This is a genomic window from Streptomyces sp. NPDC101181, assembly GCF_044767975.1.
Classification (GTDB): Bacteria; Actinomycetota; Actinomycetes; order Streptomycetales; family Streptomycetaceae; genus Streptomyces.
This window is the reverse complement of sequence record NZ_JBIWOX010000023.1, coordinates 40928-58889: the sequence shown is the minus strand read 5'-3', so window position 1 is coordinate 58889 and position 17962 is coordinate 40928. Positions and strand designations below refer to the sequence as shown.

Below are 17962 nucleotides of genomic sequence, written 5' to 3'. Positions count from 1 at the left end.
CACGGCGCGCCGCCAACCGGCCTCGCATCGGGGGCTATGCCGCCGCCGCGCCTGTGCCGTCGTGGTCGTCGCCGTCCTCGGGGAGGCGGCAGACGCGTTCCAGGAAGAGGGCGGCCGCGACGACGCCGAGGCCGGCGAGCACCGCGGCGGCGGCGTAGATGGCCTGGTCGCGGCGGGGCGGGACGTCGAGGAAGCCGAGGAGGAAGACGCCGACGCCGCCGTACATCCCGGCGACCAGGGCGGTGACCAGGGCGCTCGCCTGGCCGAAGACAACCGCGCGGGCCGCGAACAGCGGCTCGACGCCCTTGGCGCCGGGGCGGCGTTCGCGCTGGGCGCGGAGGCGGGCCCGGGTGGAGAGCGCGGTGGCCAGGAGGATCACCGCGATCACGGCGAGCACGATCGCCGCGGCCAGCGGGACGCTCGGCAGGGTGCCGAGGGAGTCCCAGAGGCGGGCCCCGCCCCAGGAGAGGACACCGGCGGCGGCGAACAGGCCCGCCAGTACCCCGAGCCGTAGTTGCTTCACCGAGTGAGCCGCCCTTCGCGCCGCCTGTGCCCGGTCCGGCCGTGCGCCGGACCGTCGTCCGTCGAGCCTAACGATTACTCCGGCAGGCGCAGTTCCAGGTCGGCGCGGGGCAGGACGCCCTGACGGCCGACTCCGTCGAGCAGCTGGGCGACCGGCCCCGCGCCCGGCAGCTGGGCCTCGGGGTCCATGTCGTGCCAGGGGGCCAGGACGAAGGCCCGCTCGTGGGCGCGTGGGTGGGGGAGGGTGAGCACCGGGTCGTCGGAGCGGACGTCGGCGTACGACACGATGTCGACGTCGATCGTGCGCGGGCCCCAGCGCTCCTCGCGGACCCGGTCGAAGGCTTCCTCGATGGCCTGGCCGCGCTCCAGCAGGGACGCCGGGGGCAGCGTCGTCTTCACGACGATCACCGCGTTGAAGTAGGCGGGCTGGGTGTCCGGCTCGACGCCCCAGGGCTCGGTCTCGTACACCGGGGAGACGGCCTTGACCCGCAGGCCGGGGGTGTCCTCCAGGGCGTCGACGGCCCCTTGGAGGGTCTCCAGACGGTTGCCCAGGTTCGACCCGAGGGCGATCACGGCCATCTGCGGGTTGGACAGGGTGATGTCGGCGGCGTCCACCTGCTTGACGACGGCGGTGGGCACCGGCTGTACGGTCGGGTCGCTCTGCCCCTCGGTGGAAAACGCAGTCATGCTCGGCTCCGGGTGATGGTGATGGTCACGTCGTCGAAGGGGACGGTGATCGGCGCGTCCGGTTTGTGTACCACGACCTCAACCTCCCGCACGGCCTCGTGTGTCAGGCACTGCTGGGCGATGCGTTCGGCGAGCGTCTCGATCAGGTCGACCGGTTCGCCGGTCACCACGGCGACGACCTCCTCGGCGACCACGCCGTAGTGCACGGTGCGGGCCAGGTCGTCGGCGGCGGCCGCGGGGCGGGTGTCGAGGCCGAGCACCAGGTCGACGATGAAGGTCTGGCCTTCTTCCCGCTCCCGGGGGAAGACGCCGTGGTGTCCACGGGCCTTGAGGCCGCGCAGCGCGACACGATCCACGCGAATCACTCCTGCTGTCGTTGGTCCTGCGGCACCCGGCCGCGTGCGGGCGGTGAGGTGCCGTCCGGTGAATCTACCCGCGGGCGCCGACGACGTTCGTCCGTGGGGGGCCCGGGTGCTCCCGCACCGGGCCGGGCCGCCTCCGGGCGATGGGCGCGCCGGGGGCTTCCCGAGGGTCCCGTACCCACTCAGGCGGGCGTTTCCCCGTCCTCGTCCTCGTCGGTTTCGGCCAGGACGGGGGAACCGTGGTGAGACCACAGTTTCCAGCCGTCGGGTGTGCGCCGGAACACGTTCGTGGCGACGACGAGCTGGCCGACCAGGGGGCCCAGTGCGTTGCCCTCCTCGGCGGGGCCGCCGCTGAGGATGTTCTCGGTGCAGGTCACCAGGGCGGTGTCGCCGGTCATCGCGACGTTGACGTCGGTGAGGAAGAACTGGATGTACTCGGTGTTCGCCATGATCAGCGCGTAGCTGCGCAGCACCTCGCCCCGGCCCGTGAGCACCGGCCAGCCGGGGTGGACGCAGGAGACGGTGAGGTCCTCGCCGGGCAGCCAGCTCTCGGAGAGGTTCTCGTAGTCGCCCTGTTCCAGCGCCTCGTAGAAGGCGGTGTTCGCCGCCTCCACCTCCGCGATGTCGGCGGCGGCCCGTGCGTGCTCCTCGTTCACTCGGCTCCCTCGACCGCGCGGGCGACCCGGACCGCGTCGGCGGTGGCCCGTACCTCGTGGACCCGTACCGCCCAGGCGCCGGACCGGGCGGCGAGGGCCGAGACGGCCGCGGTCGCCGCGTCCCGTTCGCGGGCGGGCGGCGGGGAGGCGTCCGGGGCGGCCAGGACGTGCCCGAGGAAGCGTTTGCGGGAGGCGGCGACCAGCAGCGGGCGGCCCAGGGCGTGCAGTTCGGCCAGGTGCGCGACGAGCGCCAGGTCGTGGGGCGCCTGCTTCGCGAAGCCGAGGCCGGGGTCGATCACCACGCGTTCCGGAGCGACGCCGCCCGCGATCACCGCGTCCAGGCGCTGCCGCAGTTCGTCCAGGACCTCGGCGACGACGTCCCCGTACACCGCGCGGCTGTTCATCGACGCGCTGAAGCCGCGCCAGTGCATCACCACGAACGGGATGCCGGCGGCGGCGACGGCGGGGATCATGTCCGGGTCGGCGAGGCCGCCGCTGACGTCGTTGACCAGGACGGCCCCGGCCGCGACGGCCCGGTCGGCGACGCGGGCGCGCATGGTGTCCACCGAGACGGTGACGCCTTCGGAGGCCAGGCCCTCGACGACCGGGATCACCCGGCGCAGTTCCTCGGCCTCGTCCACCCGGCTGGCGCCGGGGCGGGTCGACTCGCCGCCCACGTCGACCAGGTCCGCGCCCTCGGACACCAGGTGCAGGCCGTGCTTGACGGCGGCCGTGGTGTCGAACCAGCGGCCCCCGTCGGAGAAGGAGTCGGGCGTCACGTTGACGACTCCCATGACTCCGCAGCGGTCCCACTCCGGCAGCCCATGGACCGTGCCCCGCGCGTGTGACGTACTCATGCCACCAGCCTAGGCCCCGAACGGGCCCGGACGGCCGCGTACGGCGCGCCGGTGCCGCGCCTACGCCGCGCTCACCTCGTGCTCCGGGGCGGTGTCACGGGTGTGGCCGCAGGGGCGCGGGCCCCGGGAGCGGAACGGGCGGGGCCGGGAGACGTTGACGAAGCCCTCGGCCCGCATGGCCGCGATCCCGATGCGCGGCAGGTCGCGGCTGGTACGGAAGACCATGAAGCGGGGCTCCCAGCGCGGCTTGAACTTGGCGTTGAACTTGTACAGCGACTCGATCTGGAACCAGCGGGAGAGGAAGATCAGCAGCCCGCGCCAGCAGCGGAGCACCGGGCCCGCGCCGAGCCGTTCGCCGCGGGCCAGCGCGGAGCGGAACATCGCGAAGTTCAGCGAGACCCGCTCGACGCCGAGCTTCCCGGCGGCCTGGAGCGAGGCCACGATGAGCAGTTCGTTCATGCCGGGGTCGGCGGACCGGTCCCGGCGCATCAGCTCCAGGGACATCCCGTCGCGCCCCCAGGGGACGAAGTGGAGGACGGCCTTCAGGTCGCCGTGCGCGGCGGTCGTGGAGCCGGGGAGGTGGGCGGTGGCGATCACGCAGTCCCCGTCGGCGGGGTCTCCGATCCGCCCCAGCGCCATGGAGAAGCCGCGCTCGGTGTCGGTGCCGCGCCAGTCGGCGGCGGCCCGGCGGATGCGGTCCAGTTCGGGCCCGCCGATGTCACGTGCCCGCCGGACCCGGGTCTCGTAGCCATGGCGTTCGATGCGCTTGACCATCTGGCGCACGTTCCGCATGGCCCGTCCGGCGAGGGAGAAATCCGCGGTGTCCACCACCGCCTCGTCGCCCAGTTCCAGGGCGGTGAGTCCGGTCTCGCGGGTCCAGACCTGGCCACCGGTCTCGCTGCACCCCATCACGGCGGGGGTCCAGGAGTGGGCCTTCGCCTCGTCCATGAACCGTTCGATAGCGCCCGGCCAGGCCTCGACGTCCCCGATCGGATCGCCGCTGGCGAGCATCACCCCGGAGACCACCCGGTAGCAGACGGCGGCCTTGCCGCTGGGGGAGAAGACGACGCCCTTGTCGCGGCGGAGCGCGAAGTGGCCGAGCGAGTCGCGCCCCCCGTGCGTCTCCAGCAGCGCCCGCAGCCTGCTCTCGTCGTCCTCGGTGAGGCGGGCGGCCGGGTGCTCGGGGCGGAAGGCGAGGTAGATCGTGGTGACGGCGGTCAGCAGGCCGAGCGCGCCCAGGGAGTACGCCACGGTCCAGGTGGTCCGCCCGGCGTACTCGACGGGGCCGTCCATGCCGAACAGGCCGTACAGCACGTGCTGGAGCCGGTCCGCGATGGACGGGTCCCCGACCACCCGGCCCGGGTGCACGCTCACGATGATCAGGCCGAGCAGCAGCGAAGAGGCCCCGAGCAGTACGAAGTTGGCGAGCGCCCGCCAGCGGCTGCGCGGGTCGGGCAGCGCCCGGAACTGGTCCCGGTGGCGGACCAGGAGGGCGCACAGCGTCAGCGAGACCAGCACGCCGAGGACGGAGTGCCGGTACGCGAACTGCGCCACGGCCCCCGCGGGCAGCAGGATCACCGCGGCCCGCCAGGCCCGCCGCTTGTGCCGCTTCAGTCCGTGCGCGAGCAGGAGCAGCAGGATGCCCGCGCTCAGCGAGAGAGCGGCGGCGAACGGGCCGAGCGCCCCGGGGAGCACCTCGGCGACGCTGTGCATCCGGCTGTGCCGGAAGCGGGGGAAGACCCCGGCGGCGACGTCGATGAGGCCGACGACGGTGCAGGCGGTGCCGACGACGGCCGGTACGGAGTCGGGGCGCGGCCCGCGCAGCACCCGGCGGACGCCGTGCACCGCACGCGCCCGGCGCGACCGGGGCGTCCCGGGCGGAACCAATACCGACTTGTCCCCATCTAGCGTGACAGACATGGCTTCCCGTGGCTTCGCGAGAGATTCCTGGAGTCCGTCGGCCGGAGCCCCACGGACGATGTGCGCCCTCTAGGACGGGGGTGGTGGAGCGCGGGTTCCTCCACATTCCGGAAATTTCCCGCCGGGGATTTCCGTACGGCAGACGGTGCCGACAGGGCCGGGTCACGGCGTGGTGGCTGCGGCGACACGGCTTGATGGCGACACGGCCTGACGGCGGCACGGTGCCGCGTGATCAGCGAGAAGAAAGCTCACTCATGGGTCTCACCAGCACAACGGTTCTGGTCGTCGCGGTGACACTGGCCGTGGCGTCGTTCGCCGCCACGGTCGGGCTCTGGCCGCGCCTGGCCCGGCGGAGCGCCGCCGCCGTGGCGGGCCGGGTCGGGCTGCTGCTGGCGACCCAGCTGGCGCTGTTCGCCTCGGTGGGGCTCGCGGCCAACAACGCCTTCCTCTTCTACGGTTCCTGGGCCGACCTCTTCGGGCGGCAGCAGGACCTCGGGGTGGTCACCGACCACGCGGCCGGCGCGTCCGGGACGCGGCACGTGACGCGGACCGGCACCCGGCACCCGGACGTGCCGGGCGGCCGGGACCCGCGGGTCGGCGGGCGGATCGACCAGGTGGTGGTCTCCGGGCGCACGTCGGGCATCCAGTCCCCGGCGTACGTCTATCTGCCGCCGGAGTACTTCCGGAGCGCCTACGCCGGGCGGACGTTCCCGGCGGTCGTGGTCCTGACCGGCTACCCGGGGACGGCGGAGAACCTGCTGAAGGGGCTGCGCTATCCCCGGACGGCGCACGAGCGGGTGGCGGCGGGCAGGGCGCGGCCGATGATCCTGGTGATGCTGCGCCCGACGGTCGCGCCGCCCCGGGACACCGAGTGCGTGGACGTCCCGGGGGGCCCGCAGACGGAGACGTTCTTCGCGAAGGACCTCCCCGAGGCGGTCTCGGGGGCGTACCGGGTCGGGAGGAAGGCCCGTAACTGGGGCATCATCGGCAACTCCACCGGCGGCTACTGCGCGTTGAAGACCGGGCTGCACCACCCGGACCGGTACGCGGCGAGCGCCGGACTCTCCGCGTACTACCGGGCCGCCGAGGACCCGACGACCGGGGACCTGTTCCACGGGGACCAGGCGCTGCGGGACCGGGCGGACCTGATGTGGACCCTGGAGAACCGGCCGCCGTCCGGCGGGTCCTTCCTCGTGACGACGTCCCGGGAGGGCGAAGGCAACCGGAGGAGCACGATGCGGTTCATCGACAAGGTGAAGGCCCCGGCGAAGGTGTCGTCCATCGTGCTCGACAGCGGCGGGCACAACTTCACGACCTGGCGCCGGGAGATCCCGCCCGCCCTGGAGTGGCTGAGCGCCCGGCTCAGCGGGAACTGAGCCGGGTCCGCGCCGGTGTCACGCGGTCGCCACCGTCTCCACGGCGACCTCCGCGCGCGGTACGTCCTGGGCGTCCGCGTCGATCGAGCGGCGCAGGGCCTCGTGCAGCCCGGCGGGGGTCAGGACGCCGAGGAAGCGGCCCTCGCCCCCCTCGTCGATGACCGCGATCCAGCCCGCGTCGTGCTGGAGCATGGTGGCGAAGGCCTGCTTGAGGGGGGCGCCGAGCGGAAGCCAGGCCTCCATCCGGCGGGCGTGCTCGCGGACGGTGCCCTTGGCGGCGGGGGAGCCGGCGCTGTCCGTCCGGATCCAGCCGTGCAGGTTGTCCTCACCGTCCAGGACGACCGCCCAGCGCGCGCCCTCGGACCTGAGCCGCTCGGTGGCCGTGGCCAGCGGGTCGTCGAGGTGGACCACCGGCGGCTGTTCGAGGTCGCTCTCCTCGATGGGGGTCACCGAGAGCCGCTTCAGACCGCGGTCCGCGCCGACGAAGTCGGCCACGTACGGGGTCGCGGGGGCGCCGAGCACGGTGGCGGGGGAGTCGAACTGCTCGATGCGGCCCTGCCCGTAGACGGCGATCCGGTCACCGAGCCGGACGGCCTCCTCGATGTCATGGGTGACGAAGAGCACAGTCTTGCGGACCTGGGCCTGGAGTTTCAGGAATTCGTTCTGGAGGCGTTCACGGACGACCGGGTCGACCGCGCCGAAAGGCTCGTCCATCAGTAGGACGGGCGGATCGGCGGCCAGGGCCCGAGCCACTCCGACGCGCTGGCGCTGGCCGCCGGAGAGCTGTTCCGGATAACGGTCGCCGTAGACGGAAGGGTCGAGTCCGACGAGATCGAGGAGTTCGGCGGCGCGTTCGCGGCCCTTTCCGCGCTTCCAGCCCAGCAGATGGGGGACGGTCGCGGTGTTCTCCAGGACGGTCTTGTGCGGAAAGAGGCCCACCTGCTGGATCACATACCCGATCCGGCGGCGCAGTTCGACCGGGTCGATCCCGGAAATGTCGTCCCCGTCGAGGAATATCCGGCCCTCGGTCGGCTCGATCAGCCGGTTGACCATCTTCATGGTGGTCGTCTTGCCGCAGCCGGACGGTCCGACGAGCGTGACCAGCTCACCCTCGGCGACCTCGAAGGACAGGTCGTCGACGGCGGTGGTGCCGTCGGCGTACCGCTTGGTGACGTGCTCGAAACGGATCATGGTTCCCCATTGTGGAGGGTCTTCTGTGAAGTGCATGTTGCCGGAATACGACAGCCTCCGCGATTGTCAGTGGTCGAGGATAGGGTCGACAGTCATCAGTTCGATGTGACGGGGCAGGACGAAAGAGGAGGTGGGGGCGGATGGCCGAGCAGAGCTGCCTGGTGACGAACGACTGGATCTGCGGGGAGTACCTCCGCTCCCGCAGTCAGGAGCTGGTCGACGCGACCGTCCAGCACGTCGGGATCACGGTGGTCTCGGTGCTGATCGGGCTCGCGGTGGCCTTCCCGCTGGCGCTGCTGGCGCGCCGGGGCCGGGGCTTCGCCGGGCCGGTGCTGGGGCTGACGACCGTGCTCTACACCGTGCCCTCGCTGGCGATGTTCTCGCTGCTGCTGCCCCTGTTCGGGCTCTCCGCCGCGCTGGTCGTCACGGGCCTGGTGCTCTATTCGCTGACCATCCTCGTGCGGAACATCCTGGCCGGGCTCGAAGCCGTGCCCGAGGAGGCCAGGGAGGCCGCCCGGGGCATGGGATACGGACCGGCGCGGCTGCTGTGGGAGGTGGAGCTGCCGCTGGCACTGCCCGCGCTGATGGCGGGGCTGCGGATAGCCACCGTGTCGACGGTCGCGCTGACCACGGTCGGCTCGCTCGTCGGCAAGGGCGGCCTCGGCAATCTCATCGAGGACGCGCTGCCCAGCTTCTTCAAGGCGCAGGTGCTCACCGCCTCGGTGCTGTGCGTGCTGCTCGCGGTCACGGCGGATCTGCTGCTGCTCGGCCTCCAGCGGCTGCTGACACCCTGGACCCGCATAGCGAAGGGCCCGGCCCGCATGCCCGAGGCGTCCGGGGACAGGAGTTCCGGCGGCCGGAGTTCCGGTGGCGGGGGTGCCGTTCCGGGCGCTCCGGGTGACATGGCGGAGCTGTCCGCCCCGGCGAAGGCGGAGGCGGGCTGACCGTGGGAGTCATCGGCGACGCCTGGACCTGGCTGATCACCGGGGCCAACTGGTCCGGGGACGGCGGGGCCGCGCACCGGCTCGGCGAGCATCTGTACGTGAGCGGGGTCGCCCTCGCGGTGGCCTGCGCGATCGCGCTGCCGACCGCCCTGTATCTGGGGCACATCGGCAAGGGCGGGACGCTCGCGGTCAACGTCTCCAACGTGGGGCGCGCCGTGCCGGTCTTCGCGGTGCTGGCCCTGTTCATGGTCACCCCCCTGCGGAACGCGGGGTACTGGCCGACGATCATCGCGCTGGTGCTGTTCGCGGTGCCACCGCTGCTGACCAACGCCTACGTCGGGATGCGGGAGGTCGACCAGGCCGTGGTGGAGGCGGCGCGCGGCATGGGGATGTCGGGCGCCCAGCTCTTCGTCCGGGTCGAACTGCCCCTCGCCTACCCGATGATCATGACCGGGCTGCGGTCCGCGGCCGTCCAGGTCGTGGCCACCGCCTCGATCGCGGCCATGGTCGGCCTCGGCGGCCTCGGCCGGATCATCACCGCAGGGTTCAACACCTACGACACCGCGCAGGTCTTCGCGGGTGCGGTGCTGGTCGCCGCGCTGGCCCTGCTCGTGGAGGGCGTGCTGGTGGCGCTGGACCGGGCGCTGTCCCCGCTGCGCCGCCGCAGGCCCGCCTGAGCACGCCTCGTCCTCCTGCGGTCACCGCGTCCCCCGGGCAGCTCCCTCCGATCTGACCGCTTCCCCTCCCCACCGACCGTCTTCCCCCCCACCCCTCGTCTTTCCCACCCATCGCCTTCCCCCTTGGTCATCTTTCCTCTGGTCGCCACTTCCTCTGCCGGTGACCTTCACTCTGTTCGGACGGAGAACAACGCATATGAGCAGGACTTCGCGGATAGCCGGAGCAGTCATCGGCGTGGTGGCGCTGGCCGGGTCGCTCGCGGCCTGCGGCGGCGACAGCCTGGAGCAGGAGCAGGGCGGTTCCGGCTCCTCGGGCGGCGGCGACGGCAAGAAGGGGTCCCTGGTCGTCGGGTCGGCCTCGTTCACCGAGTCCAAGGTGCTCGCCGAGCTGTACGCCCAGATCCTCGGCGACGCCGGATACAGCACCTCGGTCACCACGGTGAAGAACCGTGAGCTGTACGAGCCCTCGGTGGAGAAGGGCGAGATCGACGTCGTACCGGAGTACGCCGCCACGATCGCCGAGTTCCTCAACGCCAAGGTCAACGGGGCGGACCAGGCCCAGGAGAAGCCGGTGGCCTCCGGGGACGTGGACGCCACGGTCGACGCGCTGAAGAAGCTCGCCGAGCCGCTGGGCCTCACGGTCCTGCCGCCCGGAAAGGCCGTCGACCAGAACGCCTTCGCGGTGACGAAGGAATTCGCCGAGAAGAACAGCCTCAAGACGCTGTCCGATCTCGGGAAGTCCAAGCTCAAGGTGAAGATCGCGGCGGGCGACGAGTGCGAGGTGCGGCCGTTCTGCGCACCGGGTCTGAAGAAGGCGTACGGCATCGACGTCACCGGGATCGACCCTAAGGGCGTCGGCACCCCGCAGTCCAAGCAGGCCGTCCGGGACGGAAAGGTGCAGCTGGTCCTGACGACCACCACGGACGCGGTGCTGGACGGACTGGTGTTCCTGGAGGACGACAAGAAGCTCCAGAACGCCGACAACATTCTTCCGGTGCTGAACACCAAGGACGCGGGGGACCCGGAGATCGCCGACGCACTCGGCAAGCTCACCGACGCGCTCACCACGGAGGATCTCGCCGAGCTGAACCGGAAGGTCGACGCCGAGCGCGCCAAGCCGGCCGATGTGGCCAAGGAGTATCTGGAGTCGAAGAGCCTGGTCAAGAAGTAGGCCCCGACAGAGCTTGATCAAGAACAGCGCCTGATCAGGGACAGAGCTTGATCAAGAACAGTGCCTGACCGAGAACAGCGCCTGATCAAGAAGCGAACGGTCCGGGAACAGAGGTTCCCGGCGGGTCTTCGGGGGGCCGCGAGGTAACCGGCGGAGAACAGATTGCCGGGCGGCCCCCCAAGTGGCGCGCACACACGGTAAATTTCAGGCCATGCCACGTGGACGCCACCGCCATTCGCCGCCCCTCCACAAAATCCTGCCGCCCTCCGCGGTGGCAGGCGTGTCGGTCGTCGGTGCCGCCGGCGCCTGGCTGCTCGCCGAACCCCTGGTCCTGCGCGGCCTGGTGGCCGCCGTGGCCGCCGCCGCGCTCACCGGCGCGTACCTGATGCGCAGCTGGGACCGGGCCGCGGGGCTGCGGGTCGCCGAGCTGACGCGGGCCCGCGTCAGCGACGAGTGGCGGGCCGAGGAGCGGATAGCCGAGCTGGAGCAGGATCTGGAGGAGTCGCGCGAGCTGCGCACCCGTCTGGAGACCAAGCTCCGCCGCAAGCGGGTGGAGCTCGCCGGACTGCGCGGGGAGCACGCCGGACTGCTGCGCCGCTACGCCAACGCCGAGACCGAGCGGGCCAGCGCGCTGGAGGGCCGCCGCCGGCTCGCCATCGAGGCGGCCGCCCCCCGGGAGCTGCTGCCCGCGCGGTCCACGCCGACGCCCGAGTCCTACCGGCGGGCGAACGAGGCGCTGTCGAACCTCACGCGCAACGCGGTGCTCCAGGAGGCCCGGCGTACGGCCGAGGCGGTCCGCGAACGCGCCCTCGCGACCCGCGCCGAGGCGCGGGGGGCGGAGGAGAGCCCGGGAGCGGAGGAGCGCCCGCGGGGGAAGCACGCGGCGGCCACCGGGGCGGGCGACCACCGGGACCAGCACCGCCGCCCGTCGCCTGTCCCGCCCGCTCCGTCCCCGAACGCCCCGTCCCCGAACGCCCCGGCCCCCACGAACCCCCCGGGCCGCCCGGCCACCCGGGGCCCGGCGAACCCCTCGGGCCCCGCAGTCCCCGCCGGCGGTTCGAACACCCCGGGCACTCCGGGACCCCGCCCCGCCGCGAGCGCCCCGGGACCCGTCGTCCCCACGAACACCCCCGGTGCTCCCGGCACTCCCGGCCGCCCGGCCCCGAGCGCTTCGCAGCTCCCGGCCGTCCCGAGCTCGTCGAACTCCTCGAACGCGTCGGACCCCTCGGCCGCCTCCGCTCTCGCGCGGGTCTCCGCCACGGCGGCGGAGACGCCGCGTACGGTTCCGGCCGCCTCGGCCGTCGTCCCGTACGCCTCGGCGCGCCGCACCCTTGTGCCCCAGGGCACCTTCGACTTCTTCGGCACCCAGAACGCTCATAAGGCGAGGGCCACGATCGAGGCCGTGCAGAACGAGGACCTCGCGGACGTCGTCGGCGAGGAGGCGCTGGCCGCCCACCGCACGGGAGCGGCACGGAACCAGGCCGTCGGCAAGGTCATCGACCTCACCGCGCACGACGAGACCGAGCAGATCGACGTGGCGGAGCTGCGCGGCGCGGTTTCCTGAGGCACGGCGCGGTCTCCTGAGCCTCCCGAGACCGGGGGTGGCCCCCCGGGTGTCCCCTCGGCGGCGGCCCGGGTGTCCGCTCGGTGGCGCTGTCTACTTGTCGATGTCGCCGACGACGAAGAACAGCGAGCCCAGGATCGCCACCATGTCGGCGACCAGGGTGCCCGGCAGCAGTTCGGTGAGCGCCTGGATGTTGTTGAACGAGGCGGAGCGCAGCTTCAGCCGGTACGGGGTCTTCTCGCCCTTGGACACCAGGTAGTAGCCGTTGACGCCGAGCGGGTTCTCGGTCCAGGCGTAGGTGTGGCCCTCCGGGGCCTTGAGCACCTTGGGCAGCCGCTGGTTGATCGGTCCGGGCTCCAGGCCGGCCATCCGGTCCAGGCAGGCGTCCGCCAGGTCCAGGGAGTTGAGCGTCTGCTCCAGCAGGCACTCGAAGCGGGCCAGGCAGTCGCCCTCGGTCCGGGTGACCACCCTCAGGGTGTCCCGCAGCTCTCCGTACGCGAGATACGGCTCGTCGCGCCGCAGGTCGAAGTCGACCCCCGAGGCACGGGCGATCGGCCCCGACACCCCGTACGCGTGGACCGCGTCGGCCGAGAGCACGCCCACGTCGCGCGTACGGCCCCGGAAGATCTCGTTGCCGAGGACCAGGTTCTCGTACACGTCCATCCGGGAGCGGACCGAGGCCACGGCGTCCCGGACCCGGCCCGTCCAGCCCGCCGGGACGTCCTCCTTGAGGCCGCCGACCCGGTTGAACATGTAGTGCATCCGGCCGCCGGACACCTCCTCCATCACCGCCTGGAGCTCCTCGCGCTCCCGGAAGGCGTGGAAGACCGGGGTGATGCCGCCGAGTTCGAGCGGATAGGAGCCGAGGAACATCAGGTGGTTGAGGACCCGGTTCAGCTCGGCGAGCAGCGTCCGCGTCCACACCGCGCGTTCGGGCACCTCCATGCCGAGCATCCGCTCGACGGCCATGACGACGCCCAGCTCGTTGGAGAAGGCGGAGAGCCAGTCGTGGCGGTTGGCGAGCATGACGATCTGCCGGTAGTCGCGGGCCTCGAACAGCTTCTCCGCGCCCCGGTGCATGTAGCCGATGACCGGCTCGGCGTGCTGGACGCGCTCGCCGTCCAGGACGATCCGCAGCCGGAGGACGCCGTGCGTCGAGGGGTGCTGGGGGCCGATGTTCAGCACCATGTCGGTGCTCTCCGCCGCGCCGCCGATGCCGATCGTCGTCTCCGTCATGGGGCCAGTATTCCCTGACCGTCCGACTCCCCGGCCGGGTCCGGCGGCACACGGTCGGACGCTCCCCGAGAGCCCGGGTCGGCCAGGACATCCGGGTGGCCCGGGTCGCCCGGGACATCCAGGGCATCCGTGACATCCGGGCGGCCCACGCGGTGCAGCAGCCACCCGAAGTCGCCGAGGCCGCCGCGCGCGGTCAGCTCCGCGGCCTCGCCCGCCGCCGCCAGCTCCCGTACGTAGCGGGCCGGGTCGGTGGCGGCCAGGGCCAGCGGCGGCCGCCGCCCGCCGACGCCCAAGCGCCCGAGCGCCGTCCGCTGGTCGGTGAGTTCGGCGGACCCGCGCGGCACCGCCGCCGCGCACGCGTCCAGCGCCACATGCGCGGTCAGGTCGCGGGAGCCGTCCGGCACCGGCGGCACCTCCCGCCCCTCCCGGAACGCGGTCAGGGTCCCGAAGGGCGGCCGGGCGCCCCGTACATGCGCGTAGTCGACGGCCACCGCCAGACCGGCGGCCAACGACCCGACGGCGTCCGCCCACGCCTCGTCCCGGGGGCGCCCGATCTCCGCCCGTTCGCCCGGCGCCGACAGCGGCCACCAGCGCTCCAGCCACGCCGCGTCCGCCCCGGTCACCGGCGGACCGAGACGCTCCGCGCCGTCCGAGGTCCGCACCTGGACGTACCGGGGGACCCCGTCCGCGTCGGCCTCCGCCACCTCCACCGGGACGTTGTCCAGCCACTCGTTGGCGAACAGCAGCCCGGTGACGCCCGAGGGCGGCCTCGCGCACCACTCGATCCGGGGATCCAGCCCCGCGGGCCGCCCGGCGACCTCCACGGCGTACGCGACCACCTCCACCCCCGCCAGATCCCCCAGCCCCTCCGACCTCCCCAGCCACTCCGGTTTCCCTGGCCTCTCCCGTTCTCCCAGTCCCTCCGGTCTCCCCAGTCCCTCCGGTCCCTTCCGCAGCGCGGCCAGCACCCCGGTCAGCAGCTCGCCCCGCCCCGCCCCGACGTCGACCAGCGCCACCGTCCCCGTGCCCAGTTCCCGCGCGGTCCGGGCCAGCAGCCGGGCCACCGCCGCCGCGAACAGCGGCGATGCGTGGACCGACGTACGGAAGTGGCCCGCCGGCCCCGCGGGGCTCCGGTGCGGGCTGCGGTAGAAGCCGTCGACCCCGTACAGAGCGGCCTCGGCCGCCTCCCGCCAACCACGCCATTCCTCCGTCACGTGGGCAAGTCTCCACCTTGGGGAGTACGGTCCCAGAACCCGGATCGACCCTCCGGTTGACCCGTCACCTGTTCGCTGTCCCTACGCTGGGTCACGTGCAGCGCCTCTACGATTTTCTCCGCAGACACCCGACGGGCGTCGACGTCTTCTGGGCGTTCGTCCTCCTCGGGCTCTCCGGGCTGGCGGCGGTGTCCGGAATGTACGGGAGCAGGCGCGAGGAGATCGTCGCGGTCCCGGTCGCGCTGGGGCTCTCCGCGGTGGTGGCCATGCGCCGCAGAGTCCCGGAGAAGATGCTGCTGCTCGCCATCCTGGTGGGCGTCGTCCAACTGCTCTTCGACGTCCGGCCGGGCGTCGGCAACTTCGCGATGCTGGTGATCACCTACACCGTGGCCACGGTCGGGGAGCGCTGGGCGTCCCGGCTCGCCCTGGTGTGCAGCCTGAGCGCGGCCGCCCTGTCCCAGCTGCGGTGGGAAGCCGAGCCCGGCGGCTCCTGGGCCCAGGTGCTCTTCGTCACCGTCATCCTGACCGTCCCGTTCGTGCTGGCCTGGGTGCTCGGGGACTCGCTGCGGACCCGGCGGGCCTACTTCGACCAGCTGGAGGAGCGCGCCGCCCGGCTGGAGCGGGAGCGGGAGGCGCAGTCCAAGGTGGCGGTGGCCGCCGAACGTGCCCGGATCGCCCGTGAGCTGCACGACGTCGTCGCGCACAACGTGTCCGTGATGGTCGTTCAGGCCGACGGCGCGGCCTATGTGATGGACGCCGCGCCCGACCAGGCCAAACAGGCCCTGGAGACCATCTCCAGCACCGGCCGCCAGGCCCTCGCCGAGATGCGCAGGCTGCTGGGGGTGCTGCGCACCGGCGACGCCCCGGAGAGCGGCGAGTACGTCCCCCAGCCCGACGTGGAGCAGATCGAGGACCTGGTCGACCAGGTGCGGCGGACCGGCCTGGCGGTCGACTTCAAGGTCGAGGGCACCCCGCGCCCGCTGCCCAGCGGCGTCGAGCTGACCGCGTACCGCATCGTGCAGGAGGCTTTGACGAACACCCGCAAGCACGGCGGCCCCGACGCGGGGGCCAGCGTGCGGCTCGTCTACTTCGACGACGGCCTCGGGCTGCTGGTCGAGGACGACGGCCGGGGCGCCTCGCACGAGCTGTACGAGGACGGCGGAGCGGACGGCGCGGGGCACGGCATGATCGGGATGCGGGAACGGGTCGGCATGGTCGGTGGCACCCTGGACGCCGGGCCGCGCCCCGGCGGCGGATTCCGCGTCAGCGCCCTGCTGCCGCTCAAGCCCGCCGACTGACCCGACGCCTCCCCGCCCCACCCACCCACCACGATCACCACAACTCCAGGACAGGACACGATCCCCATGGCCATGGCCATCCGCGTGATGCTCGTCGACGATCAGGTGCTCCTGCGGACCGGATTCCGGATGGTGCTCGCCGCGCAGCCCGACATGGAGGTCGTGGCCGAGGCCGGGGACGGGGCCGAGGCGATCGAGATCCTGCGGTCCACCGACGTCGACGTGGTCCTGATGGACGTCCGGATGCCCCGGCTGGACGGCGTCGAGGCGACCAGCCGGATCTGCGCCCAGCCGGACCCGCCCAAGGTGCTCATCCTGACCACCTTCGACCTCGACGAGTACGCGTTCTCCGGGCTGAAGGCGGGAGCCAGCGGCTTCATGCTCAAGGACGTGCCGCCCGGCGAACTGCTCGGCGCGATCCGCTCGGTGCACAGCGGCGACGCGGTCGTCGCCCCGTCCACCACCCGCCGCCTGCTGGACCGGTTCTCGCCGCTGCTGCCCAGCGGTCAGAAGGAGCCGAAGAACAAGCACCTCGCCAAGCTCACCGAACGCGAGCGGGAAGTCATGCTCCTGGTCGCGCAGGGCCTGTCGAACGGGGAGATCGCGTCCCGGCTCGTGCTCTCCGAGGCGACGGTCAAGACGCACGTCGGCCGCATCCTCACCAAGCTGAACCTGCGCGACCGGGTCCAGGTCGTCGTCCTCGCCTACGAGACCGGGCTGGTCCGTGCGGGCGGCGGCGCGGGCTGACCGGCCGCGCCGGGCCCGGGACGGGGGCCGTGGCTGGGTCCGGCGCGCCGGGGCGGGACCGGGGCGCAGCAACCGGCTGGGTCCGGAACGCCGGGTCGTGAACGCGGGGTCGGCAACGCCAGCCAGGCGCGCGTTCTGCGAGGTGTGCCCCGAGCACAGCACCCCCTCAGCGCAGCACGCCCTCCAGGAAGTCGCTGCCGAGCCGGGCGACGACGGTCAGGTCCAGCTGGTGCAGCACGTAGCGCCCACGGCGGCGCGTGGTGACCAGCCCGGCCTTCTTGAGCACGGTGAGATGACGGGAGACCTCGGGCGAGGTGACGCCGTGGGCGTCGGCCAGTTCGCCCGTGGTGTACGGGGAGCGGGCGAGGTTGCGGCACAGGCGCATCCGCATCGGGTGGGCCAGGGCCTCCATCCGGAGCTGGAGCAGTTCGACGGAGGCGGGCACCGGGAGGTTGGGCAGCTGGACCGGGTAGTGGATCACCGGCCGCCAGCCCGGGGCGTGCAGCACCATCAGGTGCGGCCAGCCGAAGCTGGTCGGCACCAGCGTCAGGCCCTGGCCGACCTCCGGGTCGGTGGCGGTGGTCCGGGCCTCGGAGAGCTTGTCGACGCTGATCCGGGCCCCGGACTCGTCCAGCGTCACGGCGGGGGACACCGATCCCATCGCGTCGGCGAGCCCTTTGCGGCGCAGCAGCTCCGTCTTGTGCCGGGCGTCGGCGGCCATCTGGACGGAGACCCGGCGCCAGGTGTCGGCGAAGAACGCCTGGTCGCAGTCCTCGAACAGGCGCCGGACCCAGCCGCGTACGGAGGCGGGGTCGGCCAGCAGCCGCCGGGTGAAGTCCAGCTGCTGCGGACCGCGCGCCGCCGCCAGGTCCAGGGCACGGCCCCGGGTTCCCGCGTCCTTCAGCGGTGACGGCGCATCGATCTCGTAGTGGCTGGCGCAGGTGAACTCCAGCGCCGCGCCGACGAAGCGTTCGTCGTCCAGCCGGTCCAGCAGGTCCAGATCCTCGGCGAGCGTCGCCCCGGTGCGCCCGTCGCCGCCCCGCACCCCGGCGAACGGCATGAACACATCGGAGAAGGTGTTGCGCCAGAGGAACTCCGCCTCCAGCATCCGGTCCGCGAGGTCGGGCTCCAGCGCGGCCGAGGTCGCGGTCGCCCAGCCGTGCAGCCCCGGGTGGTGGCCGGGCTCCGAGAGCGCGTGCAGGGCGAGCCCCAGCTCGGCGAGGGGCGAGGTCGCGAAAACGACGCGGTCGGCGGGGAGTCCCGCGATGTCTATGTGCACGCTCACCCCTCCATAGTGGGGGTACGTGTCCGGGCCGACGTGCCGTTTGACGAGGGCCGTCAAACGATGCGCGGCCCCGCCCCGGCCTGCGCACGCTGGAGGCATGAACGCCACGCAGCAGCACATGTTCGACACCTACCGTGCGGCCCGGCTGTCGGAGCCCGCGCCTCCGCTTCCGGGCGCGCAGGACCGCAGGACCCTGCGCGACCTGTACCGGTACTGGCTCACCCGCCGCCCGGCACGGGGATCCGGCCCACGGGG

The 17962-nt window shown here is 72.8% G+C and carries 17 protein-coding genes; 7 read left to right on the top strand and 10 right to left on the bottom strand.

What is annotated here, in order from left to right; all coding sequences use genetic code 11:
* Window positions 1–34 precede the first annotated feature (34 nt).
* The 6 genes from ACIRRU_RS27045 to ACIRRU_RS27020 form a co-directional block, all read right to left on the bottom strand.
* Window positions 35–523, bottom strand: coding sequence for a DUF3180 domain-containing protein (locus ACIRRU_RS27045; RefSeq protein WP_403684697.1), 489 nt, complete (start codon window positions 521–523; stop codon window positions 35–37).
* Window positions 524–597: 74 nt separating this feature from the next.
* Window positions 598–1209 carry a 2-amino-4-hydroxy-6-hydroxymethyldihydropteridine diphosphokinase gene (gene folK, locus ACIRRU_RS27040; protein WP_363204802.1) on the bottom strand — a complete coding sequence of 204 codons (612 nt, stop codon included), beginning with the start codon at window positions 1207–1209 and terminating at the stop codon, window positions 598–600.
* A complete protein-coding gene (gene folB / locus ACIRRU_RS27035; RefSeq protein WP_363204803.1) occupies window positions 1206–1565 on the bottom strand; it encodes a dihydroneopterin aldolase in 360 nt (119 codons plus the stop codon). The genes folK and folB overlap by 4 nt, the downstream gene beginning before the upstream one ends.
* Window positions 1566–1753: 188 nt before the next feature.
* Window positions 1754–2227, bottom strand: a complete 474-nt coding sequence (locus ACIRRU_RS27030; RefSeq protein WP_403684693.1) for a nuclear transport factor 2 family protein — start codon at window positions 2225–2227, stop codon at window positions 1754–1756.
* On the bottom strand, window positions 2224–3021 hold the full coding sequence (gene folP, locus ACIRRU_RS27025; RefSeq protein ID WP_403684831.1) for a dihydropteroate synthase: 798 nt from the start codon (window positions 3019–3021) through the stop codon (window positions 2224–2226). The genes ACIRRU_RS27030 and folP overlap by 4 nt, the downstream gene beginning before the upstream one ends.
* A gap of 123 nt (window positions 3022–3144) precedes the next feature.
* On the bottom strand, window positions 3145–5004 hold the full coding sequence (locus ACIRRU_RS27020; RefSeq protein WP_403684690.1) for a phosphatidylglycerol lysyltransferase domain-containing protein: 1860 nt from the start codon (window positions 5002–5004) through the stop codon (window positions 3145–3147).
* 254 nt (window positions 5005–5258) lie between these two features.
* Between ACIRRU_RS27020 and ACIRRU_RS27015 the strand changes: the two genes are divergently transcribed.
* Window positions 5259–6380, top strand: coding sequence for an alpha/beta hydrolase (locus ACIRRU_RS27015; protein WP_403684687.1), 1122 nt, complete (start codon window positions 5259–5261; stop codon window positions 6378–6380).
* Window positions 6381–6398: 18 nt separating this feature from the next.
* Here the strand turns inward: ACIRRU_RS27015 and ACIRRU_RS27010 are convergent, their stop codons facing one another.
* Entirely contained in the window at window positions 6399–7571 is a 1173-nt protein-coding gene (locus tag ACIRRU_RS27010; RefSeq protein ID WP_403684684.1) for a betaine/proline/choline family ABC transporter ATP-binding protein, read from the bottom strand.
* Window positions 7572–7711: 140 nt separating this feature from the next.
* Here ACIRRU_RS27010 and ACIRRU_RS27005 point away from each other — a divergent pair, with 140 nt between their 5' ends.
* From ACIRRU_RS27005 to ACIRRU_RS26990, 4 genes are all read left to right on the top strand, one after another.
* The gene (locus tag ACIRRU_RS27005; RefSeq protein WP_403684681.1) at window positions 7712–8515 is read left to right on the top strand and encodes an ABC transporter permease; all 804 of its coding nucleotides are present in this window, start codon (window positions 7712–7714) and stop codon (window positions 8513–8515) included.
* A 2-nt stretch (window positions 8516–8517) separates the two neighbouring features.
* A complete protein-coding gene (locus ACIRRU_RS27000; RefSeq protein WP_403684678.1) occupies window positions 8518–9192 on the top strand; it encodes an ABC transporter permease in 675 nt (224 codons plus the stop codon).
* A 196-nt stretch (window positions 9193–9388) separates the two neighbouring features.
* Entirely contained in the window at window positions 9389–10363 is a 975-nt protein-coding gene (locus ACIRRU_RS26995) for an ABC transporter substrate-binding protein (RefSeq protein ID WP_403684676.1), read from the top strand.
* A gap of 211 nt (window positions 10364–10574) precedes the next feature.
* Complete coding sequence (locus ACIRRU_RS26990; protein WP_403684673.1) at window positions 10575–11927, top strand: hypothetical protein; 1353 nt, start codon at window positions 10575–10577, stop codon at window positions 11925–11927.
* Window positions 11928–12020: 93 nt separating this feature from the next.
* Here ACIRRU_RS26990 and ACIRRU_RS26985 read toward each other — a convergent pair whose 3' ends face one another.
* Both ACIRRU_RS26985 and ACIRRU_RS26980 read right to left on the bottom strand, forming a co-directional pair.
* Entirely contained in the window at window positions 12021–13163 is a 1143-nt protein-coding gene (locus ACIRRU_RS26985; protein WP_403684670.1) for an NADH-quinone oxidoreductase subunit D, read from the bottom strand.
* Window positions 13160–14377, bottom strand: coding sequence for an SAM-dependent methyltransferase (locus ACIRRU_RS26980; RefSeq protein WP_403684667.1), 1218 nt, complete (start codon window positions 14375–14377; stop codon window positions 13160–13162). Before ACIRRU_RS26980 ends, ACIRRU_RS26985 begins: the two co-directional genes overlap by 4 nt.
* A 95-nt stretch (window positions 14378–14472) precedes the next feature.
* Between ACIRRU_RS26980 and ACIRRU_RS26975 the strand changes: the two genes are divergently transcribed.
* Together ACIRRU_RS26975 and ACIRRU_RS26970 are read left to right on the top strand one after the other, a co-directional pair.
* Window positions 14473–15675, top strand: a complete 1203-nt coding sequence (locus ACIRRU_RS26975; protein ID WP_403684664.1) for a sensor histidine kinase — start codon at window positions 14473–14475, stop codon at window positions 15673–15675.
* A gap of 72 nt (window positions 15676–15747) precedes the next feature.
* On the top strand, window positions 15748–16422 hold the full coding sequence (locus tag ACIRRU_RS26970) for a response regulator transcription factor (RefSeq protein WP_363204844.1): 675 nt from the start codon (window positions 15748–15750) through the stop codon (window positions 16420–16422).
* A 166-nt stretch (window positions 16423–16588) separates the two neighbouring features.
* Here ACIRRU_RS26970 and ACIRRU_RS26965 read toward each other — a convergent pair whose 3' ends face one another.
* Complete coding sequence (locus tag ACIRRU_RS26965; RefSeq protein WP_403684828.1) at window positions 16589–17701, bottom strand: DUF5937 family protein; 1113 nt, start codon at window positions 17699–17701, stop codon at window positions 16589–16591.
* Window positions 17702–17962: the final 261 nt, after the last annotated feature.

Coding starts and splice junctions, on each gene's coding strand:
- folK (WP_363204802.1), bottom strand. CDS start 1,209: ATGACTGCGTTTTCCACCGAGGGGCAGAGCGACCCGACCGTACAGCCG.
- folP (WP_403684831.1), bottom strand. CDS start 3,021: ATGGGAGTCGTCAACGTGACGCCCGACTCCTTCTCCGACGGGGGCCGC.
- ACIRRU_RS27020 (WP_403684690.1), bottom strand. CDS start 5,004: ATGTCTGTCACGCTAGATGGGGACAAGTCGGTATTGGTTCCGCCCGGG.
- ACIRRU_RS27015 (WP_403684687.1), top strand. CDS start 5,259: ATGGGTCTCACCAGCACAACGGTTCTGGTCGTCGCGGTGACACTGGCC.
- ACIRRU_RS27010 (WP_403684684.1), bottom strand. CDS start 7,571: ATGATCCGTTTCGAGCACGTCACCAAGCGGTACGCCGACGGCACCACC.
- ACIRRU_RS27005 (WP_403684681.1), top strand. CDS start 7,712: ATGGCCGAGCAGAGCTGCCTGGTGACGAACGACTGGATCTGCGGGGAG.
- ACIRRU_RS26995 (WP_403684676.1), top strand. CDS start 9,389: ATGAGCAGGACTTCGCGGATAGCCGGAGCAGTCATCGGCGTGGTGGCG.
- ACIRRU_RS26990 (WP_403684673.1), top strand. CDS start 10,575: ATGCCACGTGGACGCCACCGCCATTCGCCGCCCCTCCACAAAATCCTG.
- ACIRRU_RS26985 (WP_403684670.1), bottom strand. CDS start 13,163: ATGACGGAGACGACGATCGGCATCGGCGGCGCGGCGGAGAGCACCGAC.
- ACIRRU_RS26970 (WP_363204844.1), top strand. CDS start 15,748: ATGGCCATCCGCGTGATGCTCGTCGACGATCAGGTGCTCCTGCGGACC.